The following is a 21,352-nucleotide window of genomic DNA, read 5'->3' on the forward strand; positions in this document are numbered from 1 at the left end:
ATGCAGCCGCTCCTACAGGTCCGCAATCTGCGGAAGTCTTACGGCTCTCTCGAGGTCCTGCACGGCATCTCGATCGATATCGCGCCGGGTGAAGTAGTCGCGATCATCGGTGCCAGCGGTTCGGGCAAGAGCACTTTCCTGCGCTGCCTCAACCTGCTGGAAACGCCGACAAGCGGAGAACTCTGTTTCGACGGAAAGCCAGTCGAGTACGGCGAGGAGGGCTGGGGCTGGCGACGCGAGAAGCAATTACAATGGCTGCGCTCCCAGATCGGCATGGTGTTCCAGAGCTTTAATCTCTGGCCCCACAAGACGGTCATCGAGAACATTATCGAAGCACCGATGATCGTGAAGAACGTTCCGCGCTACGAGGCCGTTGCTGAGGCCGAGGACCTCCTGCGGCGGATTGGTCTCGCGGAAAAGCGGGACGCCTTTCCCTCGCGCCTCTCTGGTGGCCAGCAGCAGCGGGTCGCAATCATCCGATCCCTCGCCATGAAGCCGAAGCTGATGCTGTTTGACGAGGTGACATCTTCCCTGGATCCCCAACTCGTCGGGGAAGTTCTGAACCTGATGGCGAGTCTCGCCGCGGAAGGCATGACAATGCTGGCGGTGACGCACGAGATGTCTTTTGCCCGGTCGGTCAGCACCCGCACCATCTTCTTTGACGGCGGGGTGATCGCCGAGGAGGGACCCTCGCACGTCGTCCTCAACCACCCGCGGCAGGCGCGCACACAACGGTTCCTCAGTCGGACACTGCCCGTTATTGGGCCGGCGGTCACGGTTGCCGAGATACAGTCAGGGCAAGCTCGCGTCGCTCAAGATCTAAGTGCGGGAGCGTAGGTCGGTGCAGTCAGTATTCGCCTCGCTCCCTGGATTCCTGTATGCGACCTGGCTCACGATCGAGATCGCCGTTCTGGTTATTCTGCTCAGCTGGGGGTTCGGATTGGTGGCCGCGTTGGGTAAGCGGTCTCGTATCGCAATCCTGCGGGTACCTTGCGACCTCTACATCTGGTTCGTACGCGGCACGCCAGCGATGATCCAGATCTTCGCGGTCTATTTCGGGCTTCCGCAGTTCGGCATTTCGATGTCGCCCTTCGTGGCTGGTGTCATCACTCTCAGCCTTAACAGCGGCGCTTATGTCGCGGAGATCATCCGCGGGGGTCTGATGGCGATACCAAAAGGGCAATACGAATCGCCTATCGCTCTCGGCCTCAGCCACGCGCAGTCCTTCCGGCGGATCATCCTTCCGCAGGTCGCCCGCATCATCCTGCCCGCCATTACAAACGAGGCGGTCGCCACACTTAAGAACACGTCGCTCCTGTCAGTAATCACGGTGGTGGAGCTGACGTTTCACGCTCAGATCGTCATCGCCAAGACGTTCCAACCGTTCCAGTTCTACATCCTTGCGGCGCTCATCTATCTGCTGCTGACCACCTTGCTGACCCGCGCTTCCGCACTCTTGGAGGCACGAAACGCAGTGAGAAGCTGACACTCATGAGAGGGAGGAAGACCATGCGTTTCCAAAGAATGCTGAAGCATTGTGTCATTGCGTCGAGCTTAATTCTGGCCATAGCGCAAGGTCAGTCCCGCGCCGACGATCTCGAACTCCTGGTGCCAGGCCAGCTTTCGGCCGCAACCGAAGGCACCTATCCGCCTTTCAGCATGCAAAACGATCAAGGCCAGCTCGACGGCATCGACGTTCGGCTCATGCGCGAGATCGCACGACGTCTCGGCCTCGAATACAAACCCGTCCTTCTCAAGTTCGATTCGCTGCTGATCGGGCTGGAAGCGAACCAGTTCGACGTCATCGGATCTCCGCTCGACATCACGGAGGAGCGCAAGCAGCGCGTGACTTTCTCCGATGGATGGATCGAATCCGGCGCGCGATTGGTGGTGCCCAACGACTCTCCCGTGAAGGCACCAGGCGACATCGCGGGAAAAACGGTCGGCGTGCTCGCCGCTTCCACGTGGGGCGATCTTGCCAAGCCCCTCAATCCCGGTGAACTCAAGACCTACAAGTCGGAGTCGGATGCATTTCAGGACCTGGTCAATGGCAATATTGACGCAATCGTGACCGACGGAATCTCCGCCTCCTACAACATAAAGCAGTCGAGCGCGCCTCTTCGGCTGGTTGAAACGCCGTTGAGCACGCTGCAGAAGGCGTGGACCATCAAGAAAGGAAAGCCAGGCCTCGTCAAGGCGATCAACCAAGCCATCGCCGACATGATAGCAGATGGCACCTATGCGAAGTTGACATCAGACTTTCTGAGCTTCGATGCCGCGCCGAAGAATCCCATCAGAAGCAATCTGTGAGATGGGGAGCGGGGAGGGTGACGTGTCCTCCCCGCCGGCTCAGCTCTCCGTGGCGTTGGTGATTGCAGACTTTCCAAGTCGCTCGCATCCGGATTCCGTCACAAGGAATGTCTCGCCGGGAACAGCGGTGACGCCTTTGTCGTCGGTGATCGCGAGAAACATGAAGAACACCATGCCTGGCTCGGCGATCACCGGATTGTCGCGATAGAGCATCGGCCAATCCATCCAGTTGGGCGAGAAGGTCGTGCCGAGACTGTAACCGCAGGCGTTGAGGTTGTTCTTTGTGAAACCCGCCCGTTCAAGCGTCCCGATATAGGCATTGTAGACATTGCCAACGGGCTCTCCGGGACGCAGGGCATTCGAGCTGGCTTCCAGCGCGTCCATGGCCCTGTGATGGATCTCGTTCTGCCGGGCGGTCGCCTTGCCGATGGTGATCACCCGCATCAGACATGAGTGGTAGTGACGGAAGACACCGGCGAACTCCAGCGTCAACTGCTCTCCGGCCGCGACATGCCGCCGCCCCGCGAAGTAGCGCCCGAGATGCGCCGCGGGTCCGGACACGATGATGAACTCGTTACCGGGATAGTCCCCGTCATCGCGGAAAATCGATCCCTGCAGCGCGGCGAGAATATCGCCTTCGAAGACACCGGGCCGCGCCAGCGCTAGTGCCTGGTCAAGCGCCCGGTCAGCCAGCACGGCCGCCTTGCGGACATAGACGATTTCTTCGGGTCGCTTGACGACCCGCTGCCGGGTGACCAGAAGCGATGCATCCTCTAGGTGGCAGAAGCCTTCGAGGGCCGCGGTCAACAAGCGGCCGTTATGCGCGGTGAGGCCATAGGCGTCCCACTCGACGCCCAGTCGCTTCCCCGAGCAGCCCTGTGCGCGCAGGATTTCACGCAGCTCACCTGTCGGATTGGCATCCACCCGGTCCACCCAGATGCGAATGTCTTCGATATTGGACGTGTAGCGGGCGACACGAGCATCGGGTGCACGCGTCAGGAGCGTCATGCGGCCGTCTGACTTGAGGAACAGGCATTGGAAGAACACGTAACCGAACGTGTCGTAGCCCGTCAGGTAGTACATGCTCTCCTGACGGAACATCAGCAGTCCATCCAGACCATCTGCTGCCATTCGACGAAGCGTCTCCGCCTTGCGGGCGGCGAATTCCGTAGCCGTAAAGTGGAGCGGCATCCGAACCTCCTCAGTTCAAGACGCTATCCAAACTTTAGTTGGCAAAATTGTCAACAATTTATTGCGAAGAATCTCAAAGCTTAGAGGCAAAAAGACCCGGCTTGTTCAATGGAAGATTTGACTTTGTGCTCCAAATTGATAACAATCTGTTTGTCAATCCATCCCTATCAGAATCATGGTCAACCGAGACAATACAGTCTGCCTGATCGGCCTTGGAGAGGCAGGATCCATCTTCGCGAGAGCGATGTCTGAAAAGGCGGCGGTCCGCGCCTATGACAGCGCGTGGCAGAGTGACGAATTCAGAAAGCGAACAGCCTGGACCGGCGATGCAGGCATCTGCTTGGCGGGTTCTGCCGCCGAGGCTTCGACCGGCGCGAAGCTAGTGCTGTCACTGGTGACCGCGGCCGCCTCCCTCGATGTGGCGCGCGAGGCCGGCACCTACCTACGGCCAGGGCAGATTCTTGTCGACCTCAACTCAGTTTCACCTGGCACCAAATCGAGAAGTGCGGCGTTGGTCGAGCGCGGCGGAGCTGCCTACGTCGATGGCGCGATCATGGCGCCGGTGCCGCCTCGCGGACTTGGTGTTCCAATTCTCCTCGCTGGCGCACAGTCGAAGGCGGTCATCGATTCGCTCGCCCGATTTCCGATGAACCTTGAGATCGTTTCGGAGCGAATCGGACTCGCATCGGCGACCAAGATGTGCCGGAGCGTCATTATCAAGGGCATCGAGGCATTGTGCGCGGAGGCATTCCTGTCGGCGCGTGCGCACGGCGTGGAAGAACGGGTGTTATCCTCGCTCCACGACACGTTTCCCGGAACCGACTGGAACAGGTTTGCCGCCTATCAGATTGGCCGTTCGCTCGTGCATGGGCGCCGCCGGGCGGCGGAGATGCGCGAAGTGGCGCGCACGATCCAGGAGACCGGATTAGAGCCATCCATGGCGCATGCAACCGCGCATCGGCAGGACTGGGCTGCGGACCTTTCTGACGCGCATCCAGAGCTCAAGAAGAGAAGCGACGAAGACTGGCTTCGCACGCTTGATCTCATTCTGGCGGCATCCGCTCATGGCGACGGCATGCCTGGCCGCGACAAACTACAATGAACGTCATCAAAGAAACGGGAAACCGAATGAAAAGCTACGAGGGGCGCTCGGCGCGCGGGGCAAAGGAGAAGACTGCCAAGGAGAGGGTTGACCCGACGGCCGAGCTGCGGAGGGCGATCGAGACCGGCCATTTCATGCCGAGCCAGCGGCTGGTCGAGGCCGAGTTGGCGGCCTGGCTCGGTGTGAACCGCGCCAAGGTGAAACTCGCGCTTGGCAAGCTGGAACAGGAGGGTTTGGTTGTTTCGGAACCGAATCGCGGCGCGCGTGTGCGTGTCATCAGCGAGCAGGAAGCTCTGGAAATCTTGCAGGTCCGCACTGCGCTCGAATCGTTGATCGCGCGTCAGGCAGCCCAGCGTGCGACGCCGGCGGATCGCAAGCGCCTGCGTGAAATCCTGCAGAGCCTGCGGGATGCGATCGACAAGGAAGACTTCATGACCTATTCCGGCCAGAATGGCGTGCTGCACGCCGAGGTTCGCCGGATTTCTGGGCATGCGACCGCCAGCCGGGTGCTGTCGAACCTCAATTCGCAGATTGTCAGATTTCAGTTCCGGACGATTCTCTATCCTGGCCGCATTCACCAGTCGATCAGCGAGCATACGGAGATCGTCGAGGCAATCTGCGCGGGAGACGCGGATCGTGCCGAGAAAGCAACGCGCGATCACCTTGCCCATGTCACGGAGACGCTGGAGAAGAGCCTCGCTGCCCTGGCGCGGCACGCGGTCTGACCACCACGTCGATGTGCTAGCAGCGTCAGGCAGTTCCATGAAGATCTATGGCGATATGATTTCCCCCTATGTGCGCATGTGCTTTGTCACCGCGCATGAAGCTGGAATCGGCGGTGATGTCTCTCTTGTCGCGACCGGCGTCACAGTCGCGACGGCCAATGCCGACCTCGTCGCGCTCTCGCCAATCGGCCAGATCCCGGTACTCGTCACGCAAGCCGATGATGCCGTGCACGATTCGCGGGTGATCATCGACTATCTTTGCGACATCGCAGGCAAGGAGGATTTACTTGCCCGCCGCGGGCTCGTCCGCACGCGCGTGCTGACTCTTCAGGCGGTTGGTCACGGTATTGCCGATGCGGCGGTCGGATACCGCAATGAAGTCGCGCAACGGCCACCAGAGCTGCACTGGCATGCGTGGCTTGAGCGGATGAAATTGAGAGTGGTTACTGCCCTCGACACGCTGGAAGGTCGCTGGCAACCGGAGCTTGCCAAGGTGACAGTCGGCTCGATCACTGTCGCGGTGGTACTGAGTTATCTCGACTATCGGTTCCCGGATTGGACGTGGCGTCGGTCACGTCCGCAGCTGGGCCGGTTCCATGAAGCATTTAGCAGCCGCGATTCGATGCAACAGACCGCGCTGCCGGCGGCATAGCCGCGCACAACCGGTGAGGTAGACAGATGGATGGGAGATACGACGTCGTCGTCGTCGGAGCGGGAAACGCTGCGTTGTGTGCAGCGCTTGCCGCCCGGGAAAGCGGCAAGCAGGTGCTGCTTCTTGAGGCTGCGCCGATCGAGCAGAGTGGCGGCAATAGCCGTTTCACCGCCGGTGCCATGCGCGTAGTTTATGACGGCGTGGATGATCTGGCGACGCTGATGCCCGATCTCACAGAGGATGAGAAGGCGCGTACGGATTTCGGCCACTATAGCGCTGGCGACTTTCTGGACGACATGGGGCGCGTCACTCACTATCGCACCAACCCGGAGTTGGCCGAGTTGTTAGTCAATCGTAGCCTCCCAACGTTGCTTTGGATGCAGAGCAAAGGCGTGCGGTTCGCTCCCATCTATGGCCGGCAGGCATTCAAGGTCGATGGTCGTTTCAAGTTCTGGGGCGGACTTACCGTAGAGGCGTGGGGCGGTGGGCCGGGCCTGGTTACCGCGCTCACCCAGGCCTGCGGAAAGGCCGGCATTGACGTTCTCTACGAGTGCCGCGCAGAACGATTGGTGCGCAAGAACGATGCCGTGGTTGGACTGGTGGCGCGTCACCGTGGCCAGGTGACCCGCATCGCCGCGCGCTCGGTGATTCTCGCTGCCGGAGGTTTCGAAGCCAATCCTGAGTGGCGCACGCGCTACTTGGGTCCCGGATGGGATCTCGCGAAAGTGCGCGGCAGTCGGTTCAACCAGGGCGACGGCATACGCATGGCGCTCGAAGCCGGGGCGGCGTCATGCGGCCATTGGTCGGGATGCCACGCAGTTGGCTGGGAACGAAACGCGCCCGAGTTCGGGGACCTCGACGTAGGCGACGGATTTCAGAAGCACAGCTATCCCTTCGGTATCATGCTTAATGCGAAGGGCCGGCGGTTTGTCGACGAAGGGGCTGACTTCAGAAATTACACATACGCGAAATACGGCCGGGTCATCCTGGAGCAGCCGGGACAGTTCGCCTGGCAGATCTTCGATCGCAAGGTCACCCATTTGCTGCGTGACGAGTATCGTATCCGGCAGGTCACGAAAGTGACCGCGGCGACGATCGAAGAACTCATACGGAGGCTCGAAGATGTGGATGCCGACGCGGCGCTAGCGGAAATTCGGGCGTTTAACGAGGCAGTGGATACCGACACGCCTTTCAATCCGAACGTCAAGGACGGCCGATCGGCGCCGGGACTCGACGTTCCCAAATCGAACTGGGCCAACCGGATCGATGAACCACCGTTCGAGGCGTACTCGGTCACCTGCGGCATCACCTTTACATTCGGCGGACTGTCGATCGACGAGTCCGCGCGCGTACTCGACATCAATCGCGCGCCGATCCCGGGCCTGTATGCCGCGGGCGAAATGGTTGGGGGGCTGTTCTACTTCAATTATCCGGGTGGAACAGGCCTGACGTCTGGCGCTGTCTTTGGCCGGATCGCAGGAGAAACGGCAACGCGTCATTAGACACCGAAAGTAAGTTCGCCGACTGTGCGTCATGCAGTTGGATGAGACTGACAAGTTCTGAGCGCGAGGCTACTCGCCGCGCTCCGGAACAGGAGCGATAAAACCTCCCCATGGGGAACTGGGCGAAGCTGAAGACGTGCCGCTATGGCGGCATTCCTGGCAGGTGAGGGCGCCCCGTCCATCTCCTGCACGAGATCAGACGCAGTGGCCAGCGCCGCCGGTTGGCGGCTTATGTCTGCTCCACTTACATGCCGTGGTTGCCTAGGCGGAAGCTAAGGGCGGTGCGAAATTCGAAGTCACTCGTTGCGGATCTCCATGGCCAAATGTCGCGCGACGGATATCGCTCAGCGATTGGCCAACACGATGAGAGTATTGGTGAGAACCTGAGCTCCAGCGGCGACGTCATGCGAGGTCGCGTTCTCCGCCTCGTTGTGGCTGAGGCCCCGCCAACACGGAATGAAAATCATTCCAGTGGGGGCAATTTCAGCAATGTAGCGGGCATCGTGCCCGGCGCCGGAAGGGATATGGATATAGGGATACCCGGCCATTCACCCGGATCCGTAGCATTCTGGGACGCGAAACATGGATCGTTGTTCTCAGGCGACGTTGTGCACGATGGCCCGAACGGGATCGGTACGTTGCGCCTGTATCACTCGGACATGGATTTATTTCTGGCGAGTGTGGAGCGCCTTTACGATTGGCCTGTCAAGATCGTTCATGCCGGTCATTTCGGAAGTTTTGGGAGGGGTAGATTTAGAGAAATATTGCGCGAGTTCATCGCCCGCCAGCGAATCTCCGCCTGCCCGCTGAACAGCTAGGGCGGGCCCGTACGACGAGTTAGGCCGGCAATTTTTCTCGCTAAATCCCGCAAAACTCTTGTCGAAGCCTGTAATGGGGATTCCGCCTCTCATGGCCGCATTCCTCGAGGTGAGGGCGCCTAGTGCAGTTCCTCCACGACATCAGACGGAGTGGTCAGTGCCACCGGTTGGCAACTTGTGACCGCCGCATTTACATGCCGTTCTTGCTCAGGCGGAGGTTTGAGGGCTGTATAAAATTTGAGGTCGCTCGTGCAAGGAGAATTCAAAAGCGAAGCGTGACACATAGTGATCGAGAGTACCCGTGGGGTAGCAAGCGGGATCCTTGTGCGCGAGGCCATTTGTGCGGCCTAGAGATTGAATGAAAACACAAAAGCGAACATCTGGGCAGGGCAATGGTGACGGCTATGGGATCGGTTTTGGATGCTCAGGCGGTGACCATCATTCTTCTTCACTGGAGCCCATGGCGAGTCGGTTTGACGCACCGCATGTCACTGTATTCTTTCGATCCCAGGCGTCGAGTGCCTCGATTGGATACAATACTGCCTTGCCGATTTTGACAAAGTCTGGTCCGACCCTCATGGCTCGCCAGTTTCTCAACGTGCCTACGGAGATGCCTCCCCGATAACGTTCCGAAACCTCCTCCGCCGTTAGATACTTGGTCTTGTCCATCGAACTCACCATCTCGGCCGTCACCTATCGAGCGCTCGGAACGTTGCGCAGCAGCTGTTCTAGAAATGGCCTTGCAGAGATAACTGATCAACGAGAGCGCATCTAAATGGGAAGCTATGGTGCACGTGGTCGCATTTCGTGCTGCACACTGCTGCGGAAATGATAGGTCGTCGACGATGCCGCTGCGTCGGGCCTGCCGCATTCTGCGAGGTCACCGCGCCTCGACTTGATCTGCCTGACAGCGAGTCTCATCAGTATCGAAAGTGCAGCACCGCTCCCTAATCCCAGCTCTAAGTTATGCTGCGTCCACCACCTAAGGCACTCAAAAAGTCTCAGAGTTCTTTCATGGACTTTCGTGGCCCGATCGTAGCAAGTCCCCAGCAGGCACATGGTCATCACTCGAAATCGTATTCGCGTTGAGTTTTTTAAATCCTTGAGCGCGGATACAGCAGAAACATACTGGTCAAATTCGCGTCGTTCGAAAAATGGCTGTTTGGATCCGCGCGGCATCGCCCATCAGAATCCAGCGATGATGACGCGAACACGCTTTCTAAGAGGTCTTGAACTTGGAAGACTATGCCGCACGAGCGGGATAGTCCTGGGTGCTTGTCGAGAGCACTCGCGGTCCATTGATTGGAATGGGGCGCGTGCGCAGGACGGGCGTCAGCCAAATGACCCGTTCTGGGTTATTCACGACAGAGGGTCTGCTAACCCGACGGCTCAGAGGTTCAAATCCTCTCCCCGCAGCCAACATTGCCATCTTATTGCGCAGCTCTTCGGCGCGCGCATTGAAGGTGGTGAAGCTGCGAGCGCCGTCCTTGCTGAAGAACGGGATCAGGCCCCATTCCATCATCGCCAGTTCGCGGCCGCTATCGACCGGCCGGACCACCGGCATGATATGCGTCGGCGCGACGTTGTAGTTCGGCGGCCAATCGGCATCGGCTCGGCCTGAAGGTACAGCGCGGTGCCGGATGGGCCACAGACCCGGCCAGGCGCGCGCAACCGAATCAATCAGCGCGCCACCACTGACGCGACTAAGGGCCGCGGGCTTCGCGCCATCATCCTCTTCGCGATCATCCTGGCCGTCGTCGCCTACGTAAACGTGGATGAAAAACGCCCGCCAGAGCGCAGGCGAAGTACAAGGCATCTGTAAAGCTGCACGGAGAGCGACTACCGAGCAATCAGCATCAGGCCCCAGCTAACCAGGCCGCCTATCGCGATGGCGTCCACTGTAGGAACGCCCATCTTCACGGCTAAGTAGCACGCGGCGACCCCAACGAGGATACCTCCGTATACCTTCTGCCATGTTCGTTGCCGGGCAGCGTGTATTGCCAATTTGCGTTCTTTGACCGCCTCGCTATCACCGCGCTCAATGCCAGCGTCCGCTTCGAAATCCAGCTCAAGAAAACCGTCGGGATGCTCGTAGCTCCCGCCCATGAGGCTCAACCGCCGCTTAATGCGTTGCCATGGAGAAAGGGTCATTTTTGGCAGGCTCCCTTGGATCCTGGCGAGCGGGCAGTCGCTCATCTAGTTATCGCTACTCGTCCCTCAGGAACAGGCTGCCACAGCCCTTGACGGTCCGCAACCGCGGCGCGAGGATCACGACGGGAGGGCCAGTTGGGGGACCTACAAGACTTTGCACAGTGGCAGCGGCGCCAGCGGTCGTTGAGCGCAGGCCACCGTGCTACTCGCAAACACGCGTGGCTGCCGACGCCAATGGAATTGGCCTTGGCGTGCGTTGTCGCCGTCATAGCAGTGACAGCCTGGTTTGCTGCGAACTCGGAGAGATCATCAACCCCGGTTGCTGCCGCCACCCCCGCGGGGGCTTCAGTTGGGCGCGCTTCCGTGATCGATGGCGACACGCTAGAGATTCGTGGTGAGCGCGTGCGCCTCGTCGGCATCGACGCGCCGGAGAGCGAGCAGACCTGCCTGGACGCGGCGGGGCAAACTTGGCGCTGCGGCCAACGAGCGGCGTTGGCGCTGGCCGACAGGATCGGCTCGGCGACCGTGCGGTGCGAGGGTGACGAGCTCGACGGCTATGAACGGCTGCTGGCGGTCTGCCGAGCCGGCGGCGAGGATCTGGGCGCTTGGCTGGTCAGCGAGGGCCTTGCGCTCGCCTATCGGCGATACAGCACGGCCTATATCGGGCAAGAGAATGCCGCCCGTGCGGCTGGGCGAGGCATATGGGCCGGCACATTCGTGCCGCCTTGGGATTGGCGCACGCAAGAACGCGAACACCAGCGAGCCCAAGCCCAGCCTCAAACACCCGTTCTAGCACCAGCAGACACGCAGGATGCCGGGAGCTGCTTGATCAAGGGCAACATCAATTCCAAGGGCGAGCGCATCTATCACGTGCCCGGTGGGCAATGGTACGACGAAACCAAGATTTCCGAGAGCAAAGGCGAGCGATGGTTTTGCAGCGAGACTGAAGCGCGAGCGGCGGGCTGGCGCCGGTCAAAGCGGTAGGCGGCACCGCGTCTGAGGGGGCATGCGTGGGCGTTAGGGGAGTTGCGGGTGGGGCTGCAGATCGCGTCAGAGGCGGAGTTTCTCAAGTTGATGGAGGGCGTCAACGCCGAACTACAGCGACAAGACATTCCAATCCACCATCGGCCGATCAAGGGTTGGTTCTTGATCTCGAGCCGATACGGTCTGGGACTGAGAATGCCCCCGAGCGGGGCAAAGCCGGTCGACGACTCCTACGAGGGGGACGACCTGGCTATTCGGATTTTCGACTGGTTTGATACCAGGTGCGGTGACAGGCTGAAGGCGGATTGGGGGCCCGGCAATTCAGTCATCGTCATTCGAGGGGACGCATATCGGCTAGTGCTGCCCCGTGTGTCGGGAACTGTCCACGCGATTTGCGATCGCAGTAAGCACGGCCAACCGAACTCCCTCCCAAACAACGTATTAAACGTTCTCGATTGTGTTGACGGGCTTCAGCGAGGGCTTTGCGCCGTTCTATCGCCTCATGAGCTCTTCCAGATTACGAGTGAGGTGGTCAAGGCGACACATCAATTCGTGGCAATAGAGGTTCTCTTCAAAGCTCGATTTGGCCCCGAAGCGCGCGGCGATTTGTTTACAAGTGTTGAATGCATTGTGGGGCAGAGCCCCAGCTACCTGCGTGAGTACGGACTATCCCGCTGGCACTCACTCCACGCCACTGAGAAGATCATAAAGGCTTATTGCAAGCTCAAGCGGATTTCCTTCACGAATACTCATGATATCGTGAAGCTTTCGGATCTGGTCACCGGGCACGGTCTGACCGGGATCGTCAAAAAGCATGTTCGGGATGCTAACTGCGACGCGAAGGTAAGGTACGGAGACGTGCCCTCATCCTTTGATCAAGCCTGTAATGCCCACTGGGCCGCCAGATCCATCTGCGCGGTCGTTGGAAAGGCGGCGGTTGCAGATGGGCTGGTTCCTTCACCTCGAGTTCCATGCGACCTGCGACTGCAGTCGCTGAGAATCGTTTGAGGATCAGGCGCTTACGAGCGAGACCCCGCGCGTGGCGGGGGCTCACACCGATACCACCGACCGTGCGCGGTGTCAGACCCGCAACAGAACGGATGGTTGGTTCGGCGCTTCAGACCGCCTCCCCTCAAGGGACATGGCCTCAGAAGAGCGGCGTTCGGATGTCGCCCCAGCGGACATTGGGACCGGTTTGAAAGGCACGACTGCTATTGCCTCTTTGTTAAAGGCGCAGAGCCGCGAAGGAATGGGCTCTGCAGAGCCCTAAAAAAGGCAAGGAGCACCCTATGACTTTCACTGAACTACTACGCGCGGCCGCGTTCGCCGCGATTGTCGCCGCCGGCGTGACCTTTGCAGCCGCCCCGCAAACGAACGCGGCCGATCCGCACCATCCCGATGCCATGATCGCACAGGCGACGCCGCCTTCCGAGCCCGAAGACGCGGCGGAACAAGGTCAGGGAGCACAGCCCGGTCAACCCGGCATGATGGGTCAGGACATGATGATGCAGCACGGCATGATGGGCGCGAGGTCGATGATGGGTCACGATATGATGGGCATGCGCCGGTATCCTTGCCGCGCCTGCTACACCAGGACGGTCCTTGCACAAACACGCCTGCCCGAAACGAGCCGAAACGAGCCATTCCGAAAGAAGCCTTGCTGAGCCTGCCGTACCTCGCCAATCAGCCCTAGCCATCTCAGGCCCAATGCTGCCGATCCAATCGAAGCCTGCCGAGCACGACCTCGATGCTCCGCACCAGGCTGTGCTTCGCCACCGATCGCCTCGCCGGCCACGCCTTGACAGGCCTAATGATGCAGCTCCGCACATCGCTCACCTCGCATCGACAGTCGATGACGGGCCTCGCATCGCCGGCCTTGCCTCTCCCGGACGCACCTCGCCGTCGATCGCCAATCCATTCCGACCGAGTCCGGGCTCGACCCAGCCTGCTGCACCATCCCAGGCCGGTTCGCACTTCGCCTTGCGTGCCTATCCCGTCCGCGCCTCGCCACCGATGCGGGTCTACACCACGCCTTGCCGCCGATGGCGGTCCCGGTCATCACCACGCCATGCCGGCCTCTCCAAGCCTTGCCGAGCACTTCACATGAAATGCCGTGCTGAGATGATCCGCTCTCAACCCAGCCTGCCGTGCTCGTCCTTTCCACCACTCGCCCAGGCGCAGCTTCTCTCCGACACGCGAGACCACGCCTGCGTTGCAGGGCCATGCTCCGCCTTCGATGCAGAGCCGTAACGGTCTATGCGGAGCCGTGCCGGCCTTGCTGAGCCAATCCATGCCTTCGAGGCCTGTCGACGCCGAACGGATCTCAACCGCGCCAGCGTCGCCGAGCCTGGCCGAGTCAAGCATGATCAAATGCATGAGAGGCCGGCGCTCCATCACACATTGTCGGTAATGCCCATCAATGAGGCGGCCATATTCACTGGGCTTCAAATCGCGCGGCGCCAGGCCAGTAAGCTCGGTACCGTGCACGTCGGCGATTGCTGTCCCACTGAGACGATATCGGAAGTCCAATGGATCAGGAATCACATCTGCAAGCATGATGCGCGGCAGGATTGGAACGAGATCCAATGGCTCTATATCGGACCGGCTTGGTGCGAACCGGCCTTGCCGCTTGCCCGTCGTGTTTGACCTCGTGCAGCCGCGATCATCTATTCGATCCATGCACCAACATTTCAGTGGGGGTGTGGATCTTGCGACAGGAGATCAACCAGCATGGCGCGACTTGGAAGGCGATCGGCCGCTATAATTTCAAAACGCCAATACAGGCGCGATTACATGGAAGCAAAGTCTTTGCCATGTGGAAGCGCCTTAATAAGTAAGCCGTCATCCGAAGATGAATGCCAGATGAACGAACTGACCGTCGATTAACGTACGTGACACTGAAAAGAAAAATACAGCCTAAGGTCGCATCAATGTTGCAGACGACCATAGATTGAAGTACTGTTGGATGGGAATTGACAGGGGGCTCTTTCTCGCTCGTTGGGCAGAGCGAGCTTCGCAGATCAAACGCAATTTGGCCGCTATTCGTGCCGATGCTCAAGGGCGTGGCGAACTCGTCCGCTCAACTGCGCATCGAATGAGTGGTGTTGCGCGTTTGCGCCGACATCAGCAGTGGCGCCACTTCTGACAGTTGTCGTCGATTGATAGGCTAGCAAAGACAATCGTCGGGAGTTTGTTACATGGGAAGGTAGCACGTTTCTCCAAATGAGTTAGGGGCGAACTTCACGTTGTGACAACGATCGCTTCTTCAAGGAGACGGAGGCTACGAAGCTGTCATGTCCGGTGTTGTTTCTTATCGACTCCTATGGGTGGCCGCCATTCTCGCCACCATTACGGCACTTCGAGAGCCAAAAGCCGACGAAGGATCTCTCGCCCAAGACGCCGTCACTGTTGAGCAAATTGTGGCCCATGGTCGCCCTGCGAACCTATTCGCTCTCGCTTACGGTGCGACAGACGATCAGTGTGAGGCAATACTTACGGAATTCGAGAAGCCATTCGATCCGAAGGGTAAAGCGCTCGATTATTTTGAGATCCTTTCGCACTCGTCAGATCAAGCACATTGGACACCACTTCGCCGCTCGACGGGCTTTCTCGCCGGACTTGCCGAGATTGCTCAAGTTGACTTGTTCAACAATGGCTCTAATAGGCCTGTGTTTCGGGCGCATAGTATGTCAGCAGGCAGAGATTCTACGGTCCTTGCAGCGGATGGTCCGTTCGACCCTAGCAGCAATCTGAAGGATCCCTCTCAATCGGCGGCATGGCGCGCGCTAGCTGCAGGTGAGCTTGACGACCGTTTGGTTGTTCCTCGCACGAAGGATCGTGAGCGCTTCTCTCGAATTCTAGAAGGTCTTGGGTTGACGAAACTTGGCTCAGGTTATCCGAGGCATGAGATTTTTAGCGTGCAGGGCAGGACCTATGTAGTCGAGGGCAACGCGTACGAGTTTGCGCCAGACGACTTCCTGTTTGTTTTCTCCGGTCGTCCAGACGGGTCCTTCTCGCTGGACTGTGTTCTTGATCCACAAGTTCACATCCCTACCAACCCCCGTGATATCTACAAGGAGTAGGTCAAATGGCACTCTCCAATTACAGCACTAACTGGCTCTGGGGCAGTTATACTGCGGATCGTTCACGGCTGATCAAGGTTGCGGAAAATAGCTACCTGCTCAACGGAACAGGAGCGGTAATCGACGGAGTAAATCACCCTGCAGCTGACTTTCACCGCATTCATGATGATAGTGCAGGCATCCCAACACTGGGTTATGGCCTCAACTTACAAAGCACTTCGTTCACAACAATTCAGAATTCGATTTCAGCTGCGTTTGGCGGGTCGATCCCCGCTGACGTACAGAAGGCACTCGATATCATTTACTTTTGGAAGGAAGATACGCCAGTCACATTCGAAGATGGAACGACAAGGCCGCTTACAACAGCCGACATATTTAGTGGAAGCGGCTGGAACGACAATCTTGACCCTCTGCAAGACACGTTTTCCTTTCCTGGAGCAACGTACCACCTTTCAGATCTCCAAGCGGTTTATCTAACGGAGCCGCAGGCAGATGCGATGCTCCAGTACACGCTCGACACGATTTATGAGGCGCGTCTAACGAACTACCTAACATCTCTTGGTCTCCCGGATATGCCGCAATCTAGTGAACGCGCGGCATTTGTTTCACTCTCTTACAACGGTCAACTATCCAATACGAATCACCCAGAACTGGGGGCGGCTCTGCTGCTGGCCGACCCGGATGCGGCCCGCGCAGAGACCTGGTATGTGATCCGATATAATCTCAACACGTACAACTTAGGCGGAATCGTCAATCGCAGACTGGCCGAGAGCACTATGTTCGGCCTGTACGGTGACAGCGGTCCTGATCTCGATGCGGCAAAAGCTGTCTTCGCGATGTTCGGCAAACATGCACTCGAATCGGGTGCTAATAAGCATGGCCAAACTATACTGGAATTCGACCAGGCCAATGCCTCACGGATCAACCAAGCAACGAACATCTATGGCATGGAGATTCCGACACGCCGTGAAGCTTTTCAGCTCGCTTTTGAGCAAGTCTTCGCCGCGTATCAAATTGATGGCGCTTACCCTGAGAGTACAGAAGTCGTAGTCGATCCCTTGCGAAACCAGAGCGGTACCTATGATGCCTCAAAGATATCAAAGCTCCCGGCGAGCACCACAGTACTAATAATCGGCGAAGGTGGAGCAGATACCCTGACGGGCGCTTCAGGCAATGATGTGATCTTCGGGGATTTTAGTGCATCAGATAGAGATGAAAGCAAGGAGGGAAAGGACGTACTGTCAGGTGGGCAAGGAAATGATCAGCTTTATGGGGGGTCTCAGGACGATATCTTTGTAGGCGGCGAGGGCGACGACCTACTTCACGGCGGGGGTGCAGGTCTGCAGACCGGACTCGCGGATGGATTTGACACTGCTGATTACTCAACATCCACGAATCCCGTAAAGGTCGATTTGATAGCAGGGACCGCGTCAGACGGCCTAGGCGGCACGGACAAGCTAATTTCCATCGAGGGAGTTATCGGTACAACCGGTGATGATGAATTTAGAGCGACACAAGGTTTCCACCGTATCGATGGTGGGGGCGGCAGGGACACTATCGACTGGTCTGGCGTAAACGGTCCAGTGCTTGTCGACCTTGGCGCCGGCACCGCGGTGATGTCCAATGACGATGGCACCGTACAGGAAATTCTAAACATCGAAAACGCGAGTGGCTCAAAAGAGAACGACCAGATTAGAGGCGATCACAACGACAACGAACTCGTCGGTAACGCCGGCGATGATGTCCTGGACGGCTGTGGTGGAAAGGACACTCTTACCGGTGGGGCTGGTGGCGACACTTTCATAGCTTATGCCGGCACTATCATTACAGATCCCGACCGATACGATCGCGTCAAAATCGGCGGAAAGTTCTACACAGGCGGCGAAGAGCTGCTCGATGAAGACGGATTTCCGACTGGTGATTACAAGGGCGCCAACGGAGAGATCTATAGAGAATCAGGCGGCGGCTTGGTAATAGAACTTCCGGACGGCGGTAAAGTCACGCTTAAGAACTGGTCGCCTGGCGACGCAGGTATCAACCTAGGCCCCGGCGTACCGAACTACTTCGATCCGATTGTTTTCGACCTTGATGGTGATGGTTTCGAGCTCTATCAGCTGACGCGATTCGTGGACCTCAATAACAAGGTCATTACAGGTGGGCGTGATTCAGGTGCCTACTTTGATATGGACGTCGACGGGTTTAAGGAGCTTACGGGGTGGGTGAAGCCGGACGATGCGCTCCTTGTCATAGATAAGAACGCGAATGGCATAATTGATGATGCAACTGAACTCGTCGGTGCTGGTTGGTTCATTGGAAAGGAAAATGAAACCGCGAACGCTGGTCTAGCCGAACTTAAGTTGTTTGACAGCAATCAAGACGGAATTATCGACAGCCAAGACGCGGGATTTACCTCCTTCCGGCTATGGGTAGACGGTGATTCCGACGGCTTCACCGATCAAGGCGAGCTCCGAACTCTTGCAGAGCTCGGTATCACGAGCCTCGGAACTGCAACAAAATCGGGATATCAGTACTTTGGCGATTCCTACATCGCTAAGACAGCCATCTTCACCATGGCGGATGGATCATCTTCTCAGATGGGAGAAGCCTGGTTCCGCTATGATCCCAGGCTAACGTGGGACGATTCAGCACCGATCACCGATCCGGTATTGTTGAGCTTGCCGGACCTGAACGGCAGGGGAGAGGTAAGGGATCTTCGTGTAGCGATGGCAGGAGATCCTGTTCTCCAGTCGCTCGTTTCTGATCTCGCTGCATTTACTACTGCCGAGCTTCCGCTCCTCATGCAGCAGGTTGACTCAATACTTTTGCGGTGGTGGGGGGCGGCCGCTGTTGATCCACTCGCAGGCGGTGGCATTCATAACGCTCAGTGGACTGCTGCTTTAGAGAATGACAGGGGACAGGACTATGTCAATGGTTGGCCCCTCTCAGCGGAATACCTCAGAGAACGCGCCGTTGTTCTCACGCAGTTGGTGGCACAAATACCCGTCGGGCAAGAACTGTTTCCAGGGCTTGAGCTTAAGCTCGGCGCATTCTTATCTTTGCCTGATAATATAAGCTTATCGTCAGTTTTGGACTCTCTTGTTAGTCATGCGCCAACTGGGGAAATCGCCAAGCTCCAGTACTGGAATGCGATGTGCTCAGTGCTGCAGGTCCTTCGGGCGGAATTTGGAATGACGCCGGCCACATTTGAAGCAGCCATCAATTCCGTCCTGTCTTCTAGTGGCATACAATTCACTCACGATGACCTGCTGAGTGCAATGATCGGGGGATCCGGAGATGATTACCTACTTGATAACGGCGGCAATCGTGGGGCCTTTGACGGCGAGACGCTTATTGTAGGGGGGGCTGGAGCCGACATCCTCGTAGGCGGTTATGAAGGAGATACCTACGTCTTTGGTACAGGCTGTGGTTCCGACGAGATTAGAGAGGTAGGAGAGGCGGTAGGTCTTGAAACAGACTACGAAGGTTGGGGTGGCACAAACACTGTGCGTTTTACATCGGAGCTATCGCTTCAGGATGTAACCTTCAGTCGAGAAGCAGGTACGAACAATCTACTCGTCACGATCAACGGGACAGGCGAACAGCTTCGGATTCTGGACCAGTTCGTCTACGCGGCACCTGCCATTGAACTTTTCGTCTTCGCTGATGGAACGATCGTCCCTTGGGGCGACATCCAAATGCAATTCTTTCCCGTATCGACCGGCGATGATTACGTGGTCGGTGCGAACGATCGCGATGACACACTCGATGGCGGAGCGGGTAATGACAAGCTTGAAGGGGGCACAGGCGCCGATACTTACGTCTTTGATCGCGGTTACGGCGTCGACAATATCGTGGAATTTTCCTGGTGGGTGTACACCGGTGTTGAAGATGTTGATCGCGTTCAATTTGGACCTGGTATTGCGACGATCGATCTAGAATGGTCCCTTGGCGGCTCTTCGCTTGAGGATCTCATTGTAAAGGTGGCGGGTACCTCGGATCAGCTGATGATCTCAGGGCAGTTCGGGCAGTATCCACGACGTCCTGTAGAGGAATTTGAGTTCACAGACGGAACTGTTCTGAGCATTTCCGATATAACCCAAAGCTTCTTGAAGAGTACTGCCGGGGCGGACACGCTGGTAGGCTTTTACGATCTCGACGACACGCTAGATGGCGGTGCTGGAAATGATTACCTTGAGGGAAAGAGTGGTTCCGATACTTATGTCTTCGGTTATGGGTACGGACAGGACATTGTTCTGGACTATGCCCCTCAAGCGTCTGCGTCTGGCGATCAGGATGTTGTCCAGTTTGCAGCGGACGTTTCAATCTCCAACGTCTCGTTTTCCCGCGCCGGCACTAACTACAACGATCTCGTAATCAAGCTCACCGGTACCAGCGAGTCCCTCGTAATCCAGAATCAATTTATGAATGGGTATGGGATGTACGGGATCGAGGAATTTCGGTTCGCGGACGGGGCGGTGATCACATTTGAGCAGCTAAAGAGTTCTCTGCTGATCGGGAGTCCGGGAGACGACACGCTTGCGGGGTATGGCTCAGACGATGTTCTGGACGGTGGTGCGGGCAATGACTGGCTGGATGGTTGGACTGGTGCGGACACGCTGATCGGGGGAGCCGGCAACGACATATACGTGGTCGACAGTGTCAATGACGTTGTTGTTGAGAATGAAAACGACGGAATAGACACTGTCCGAACTTCGTCGGCAGTACATTCGTTGTCATGGACGCTCGGTGCCAATCTTGAAAATCTAGTCCTGACCCGGTTTGGTACTGGCATAGGAAACGCTCTGAACAACACGATTACCAGAGAAGACGGCTATTCCGGTATCAGCATGGGCCTCGAGGGAGATGATTATCTTGGCGGTGGCAATGGCAAAGACACGCTCGACGGCGGCGTGGGGGTCGATACACTTGTCGGCGGTCGTGGAGACGACCTTTATGTCGTAGACAATCCGGATGATGTCATCATTGAAGATAACCCTTTTGATAGAGAGGACACCGTTGAAGCCAGTCTAAGTTGGACGCTCACCGCTGGAACCGAGAACCTCGTATTAACGGGATCTGCTGACATCAATGGCAGCGGAAATACAGCCAGCAATGTGCTTACCGGTAACAGTGGGGCAAACCAGCTGAGTGGCGGAGCGGGTAATGACACGCTCGACGGCGGGGCGGGCGCCGACACCCTAATCGGCGGTACGGGAAACGACACTTACATAGTCGATAGCATCGATGATCTCGTAACAGAGAATAGCAACGAGGGCACCGATACCATCGCGACCACGGTCACCTGGACGTTGGGAGCAAACATTGAGAACCTGACGCTGACCGGTACGCTGGACATCAATGGCACAGGTAATTCGCTAAACAATGTACTCACGGGCAATTCCGTCACAAACATACTCATCGGTGGTTCCGGAAACGATACGCTGAACGGCGGGGCCGGGGCGGACACCCTGATCGGCGGGACCGGCAACGACACCTATGTGGTCGACAACGCCGGCGACGTAACGACGGAGAACGAAGGCGAGGGGGCCGACACCGTCCAGTCGTCTGTGACGTATGGGTTGTCGGCAAATGTCGAGAATTTGACCCTGACCGGTAGTGGGGCAATCAACGGCACCGGTAATGAACTGGACAACGTTCTCACGGGCAACACAGGTGCCAACCAGCTTTCGGGTGGCGACGGAACCGACACGCTGAACGGCGGGACCGGGTCGGACACTCTGATCGGCGGGACCGGCAACGACACCTATGTGGTCGACAATGTCGGCGACGTGACGACCGAAAGCGAAGGGGAGGGCACCGACACGGTCCAGTCCT

Annotated in this window: 20 protein-coding genes; 14 read left to right on the forward strand and 6 right to left on the reverse strand. The window is 57.9% G+C overall.

The features are described 5' to 3' along the window. From DTX69_RS28935 to DTX69_RS28945, 3 genes are read left to right on the forward strand one after another with little or no spacing between them, the layout of a single operon-like run. Positions 1–837: an amino acid ABC transporter ATP-binding protein gene (locus DTX69_RS28935; protein WP_119305073.1), complete on the forward strand. Its 837-nt coding sequence runs from the start codon at positions 1–3 to the stop codon at positions 835–837. A 4-nt stretch (positions 838–841) separates the two neighbouring features. Then, positions 842–1,486 (forward strand): amino acid ABC transporter permease, encoded by a 645-nt coding sequence (locus DTX69_RS28940; RefSeq protein ID WP_119305089.1) that lies wholly within the window; start codon positions 842–844, stop codon positions 1,484–1,486. A 23-nt stretch (positions 1,487–1,509) separates the two neighbouring features. After that, positions 1,510–2,310: a transporter substrate-binding domain-containing protein gene (locus DTX69_RS28945; RefSeq protein ID WP_284736139.1), complete on the forward strand. Its 801-nt coding sequence runs from the start codon at positions 1,510–1,512 to the stop codon at positions 2,308–2,310. Positions 2,311–2,349: 39 nt separating this feature from the next. On the opposite strand, the gene DTX69_RS28950 is transcribed toward DTX69_RS28945, so the two are convergent. Then, entirely contained in the window at positions 2,350–3,501 is a 1,152-nt protein-coding gene (locus DTX69_RS28950) for a M24 family metallopeptidase (protein WP_119305075.1), read from the reverse strand. A gap of 175 nt (positions 3,502–3,676) precedes the next feature. Between DTX69_RS28950 and DTX69_RS28955 the strand changes: the two genes are divergently transcribed. Genes DTX69_RS28955 through tcuA form a run of 4 tightly spaced genes read left to right on the forward strand, consistent with a single transcriptional unit; the run spans position 3,677 to position 7,482 of the window. Beyond that, entirely contained in the window at positions 3,677–4,603 is a 927-nt protein-coding gene (locus DTX69_RS28955; protein ID WP_119305076.1) for an NAD(P)-dependent oxidoreductase, read from the forward strand. Positions 4,604–4,629: 26 nt separating this feature from the next. After that, complete coding sequence (locus DTX69_RS28960; RefSeq protein WP_119305077.1) at positions 4,630–5,328, forward strand: GntR family transcriptional regulator; 699 nt, start codon at positions 4,630–4,632, stop codon at positions 5,326–5,328. A 37-nt stretch (positions 5,329–5,365) separates the two neighbouring features. Further along, positions 5,366–5,980, forward strand: a complete 615-nt coding sequence (locus DTX69_RS28965; RefSeq protein ID WP_162917666.1) for a glutathione S-transferase family protein — start codon at positions 5,366–5,368, stop codon at positions 5,978–5,980. A gap of 26 nt (positions 5,981–6,006) precedes the next feature. Continuing rightward, positions 6,007–7,482: an FAD-dependent tricarballylate dehydrogenase TcuA gene (gene tcuA, locus DTX69_RS28970; protein WP_119305079.1), complete on the forward strand. Its 1,476-nt coding sequence runs from the start codon at positions 6,007–6,009 to the stop codon at positions 7,480–7,482. Between the two features lie 344 nt (positions 7,483–7,826). Here the strand turns inward: tcuA and DTX69_RS28975 are convergent, their stop codons facing one another. Next, positions 7,827–8,030: a M20/M25/M40 family metallo-hydrolase gene (locus DTX69_RS28975; RefSeq protein ID WP_119305080.1), complete on the reverse strand. Its 204-nt coding sequence runs from the start codon at positions 8,028–8,030 to the stop codon at positions 7,827–7,829. On the opposite strand from DTX69_RS28975, the gene DTX69_RS31155 reads away from it, so the two are divergent. Then, positions 8,007–8,300 carry an MBL fold metallo-hydrolase gene (locus tag DTX69_RS31155; RefSeq protein WP_407644005.1) on the forward strand — a complete coding sequence of 98 codons (294 nt, stop codon included), beginning with the start codon at positions 8,007–8,009 and terminating at the stop codon, positions 8,298–8,300. The genes DTX69_RS28975 and DTX69_RS31155 overlap by 24 nt on opposite strands. A 438-nt stretch (positions 8,301–8,738) precedes the next feature. On the opposite strand, the gene DTX69_RS28985 is transcribed toward DTX69_RS31155, so the two are convergent. From DTX69_RS28985 to DTX69_RS28995, 3 genes are all read right to left on the reverse strand, one after another. Then, a complete protein-coding gene (locus DTX69_RS28985) occupies positions 8,739–8,969 on the reverse strand; it encodes a helix-turn-helix domain-containing protein (protein ID WP_119305090.1) in 231 nt (76 codons plus the stop codon). A gap of 574 nt (positions 8,970–9,543) precedes the next feature. After that, positions 9,544–10,116, reverse strand: a complete 573-nt coding sequence (locus DTX69_RS28990) for an SOS response-associated peptidase family protein (RefSeq protein WP_119305082.1) — start codon at positions 10,114–10,116, stop codon at positions 9,544–9,546. A gap of 23 nt (positions 10,117–10,139) precedes the next feature. After that, entirely contained in the window at positions 10,140–10,496 is a 357-nt protein-coding gene (locus tag DTX69_RS28995; RefSeq protein ID WP_162917668.1) for a hypothetical protein, read from the reverse strand. Between the two features lie 318 nt (positions 10,497–10,814). Between DTX69_RS28995 and DTX69_RS29000 the strand changes: the two genes are divergently transcribed. The 3 genes from DTX69_RS29000 to DTX69_RS29010 all read left to right on the forward strand — a co-directional run bounded on the left by DTX69_RS29000 (position 10,815) and on the right by DTX69_RS29010 (position 13,099). Further along, positions 10,815–11,435, forward strand: a complete 621-nt coding sequence (locus tag DTX69_RS29000; RefSeq protein ID WP_284736140.1) for a thermonuclease family protein — start codon at positions 10,815–10,817, stop codon at positions 11,433–11,435. Between the two features lie 48 nt (positions 11,436–11,483). Continuing rightward, complete coding sequence (locus tag DTX69_RS29005) at positions 11,484–12,443, forward strand: hypothetical protein (RefSeq protein ID WP_162917669.1); 960 nt, start codon at positions 11,484–11,486, stop codon at positions 12,441–12,443. A gap of 281 nt (positions 12,444–12,724) precedes the next feature. Beyond that, positions 12,725–13,099 (forward strand): hypothetical protein, encoded by a 375-nt coding sequence (locus DTX69_RS29010; protein WP_119305086.1) that lies wholly within the window; start codon positions 12,725–12,727, stop codon positions 13,097–13,099. A 394-nt stretch (positions 13,100–13,493) separates the two neighbouring features. On the opposite strand, the gene DTX69_RS31160 is transcribed toward DTX69_RS29010, so the two are convergent. Further along, a complete protein-coding gene (locus DTX69_RS31160; protein ID WP_119305087.1) occupies positions 13,494–14,114 on the reverse strand; it encodes a PAS domain-containing protein in 621 nt (206 codons plus the stop codon). Here DTX69_RS31160 and DTX69_RS31165 point away from each other — a divergent pair. From DTX69_RS31165 to DTX69_RS29030, 3 genes are all read left to right on the forward strand, one after another. After that, on the forward strand, positions 14,021–14,272 hold the full coding sequence (locus tag DTX69_RS31165) for a lytic transglycosylase domain-containing protein (protein ID WP_119305091.1): 252 nt from the start codon (positions 14,021–14,023) through the stop codon (positions 14,270–14,272). The genes DTX69_RS31160 and DTX69_RS31165 overlap by 94 nt on opposite strands. A 456-nt stretch (positions 14,273–14,728) precedes the next feature. Next, positions 14,729–15,517 carry a hypothetical protein gene (locus DTX69_RS29025; RefSeq protein WP_119305088.1) on the forward strand — a complete coding sequence of 263 codons (789 nt, stop codon included), beginning with the start codon at positions 14,729–14,731 and terminating at the stop codon, positions 15,515–15,517. A gap of 5 nt (positions 15,518–15,522) precedes the next feature. Further along, positions 15,523–21,352, forward strand: a 5,830-nt coding sequence (locus DTX69_RS29030; protein ID WP_284736141.1) for a calcium-binding protein, incomplete at its 3' end; no start/stop codon positions are given.

Source organism: Dongia deserti (genome assembly GCF_003574735.1).
GTDB classification, from domain to species: Bacteria; Pseudomonadota; Alphaproteobacteria; order Dongiales; family Dongiaceae; genus Dongia_A; species Dongia_A deserti.

What these genes read in the sequence shown, in the direction of transcription:
- DTX69_RS28935 (WP_119305073.1), top strand. Translation starts at nt 1, where the DNA reads ATGCAGCCGCTCCTACAGGTCCGCAATCTGCGGAAGTCTTACGGCTCT.
- DTX69_RS28945 (WP_284736139.1), top strand. Translation starts at nt 1,510, where the DNA reads ATGCGTTTCCAAAGAATGCTGAAGCATTGTGTCATTGCGTCGAGCTTA.
- DTX69_RS28950 (WP_119305075.1), bottom strand. Translation starts at nt 3,501, where the DNA reads ATGCCGCTCCACTTTACGGCTACGGAATTCGCCGCCCGCAAGGCGGAG.
- DTX69_RS28955 (WP_119305076.1), top strand. Translation starts at nt 3,677, where the DNA reads ATGGTCAACCGAGACAATACAGTCTGCCTGATCGGCCTTGGAGAGGCA.
- DTX69_RS28960 (WP_119305077.1), top strand. Translation starts at nt 4,630, where the DNA reads ATGAAAAGCTACGAGGGGCGCTCGGCGCGCGGGGCAAAGGAGAAGACT.
- DTX69_RS28965 (WP_162917666.1), top strand. Translation starts at nt 5,366, where the DNA reads ATGAAGATCTATGGCGATATGATTTCCCCCTATGTGCGCATGTGCTTT.
- tcuA (WP_119305079.1), top strand. Translation starts at nt 6,007, where the DNA reads ATGGATGGGAGATACGACGTCGTCGTCGTCGGAGCGGGAAACGCTGCG.
- DTX69_RS31155 (WP_407644005.1), top strand. Translation starts at nt 8,007, where the DNA reads ATGGATATAGGGATACCCGGCCATTCACCCGGATCCGTAGCATTCTGG.
- DTX69_RS28975 (WP_119305080.1), bottom strand. Translation starts at nt 8,030, where the DNA reads ATGGCCGGGTATCCCTATATCCATATCCCTTCCGGCGCCGGGCACGAT.
- DTX69_RS28985 (WP_119305090.1), bottom strand. Translation starts at nt 8,969, where the DNA reads ATGGACAAGACCAAGTATCTAACGGCGGAGGAGGTTTCGGAACGTTAT.
- DTX69_RS28990 (WP_119305082.1), bottom strand. Translation starts at nt 10,116, where the DNA reads ATGCCTTGTACTTCGCCTGCGCTCTGGCGGGCGTTTTTCATCCACGTT.
- DTX69_RS28995 (WP_162917668.1), bottom strand. Translation starts at nt 10,496, where the DNA reads ATGAGCGACTGCCCGCTCGCCAGGATCCAAGGGAGCCTGCCAAAAATG.
- DTX69_RS29010 (WP_119305086.1), top strand. Translation starts at nt 12,725, where the DNA reads ATGACTTTCACTGAACTACTACGCGCGGCCGCGTTCGCCGCGATTGTC.
- DTX69_RS31165 (WP_119305091.1), top strand. Translation starts at nt 14,021, where the DNA reads ATGGCTCTATATCGGACCGGCTTGGTGCGAACCGGCCTTGCCGCTTGC.
- DTX69_RS31160 (WP_119305087.1), bottom strand. Translation starts at nt 14,114, where the DNA reads ATGGATCGAATAGATGATCGCGGCTGCACGAGGTCAAACACGACGGGC.
- DTX69_RS29025 (WP_119305088.1), top strand. Translation starts at nt 14,729, where the DNA reads ATGTCCGGTGTTGTTTCTTATCGACTCCTATGGGTGGCCGCCATTCTC.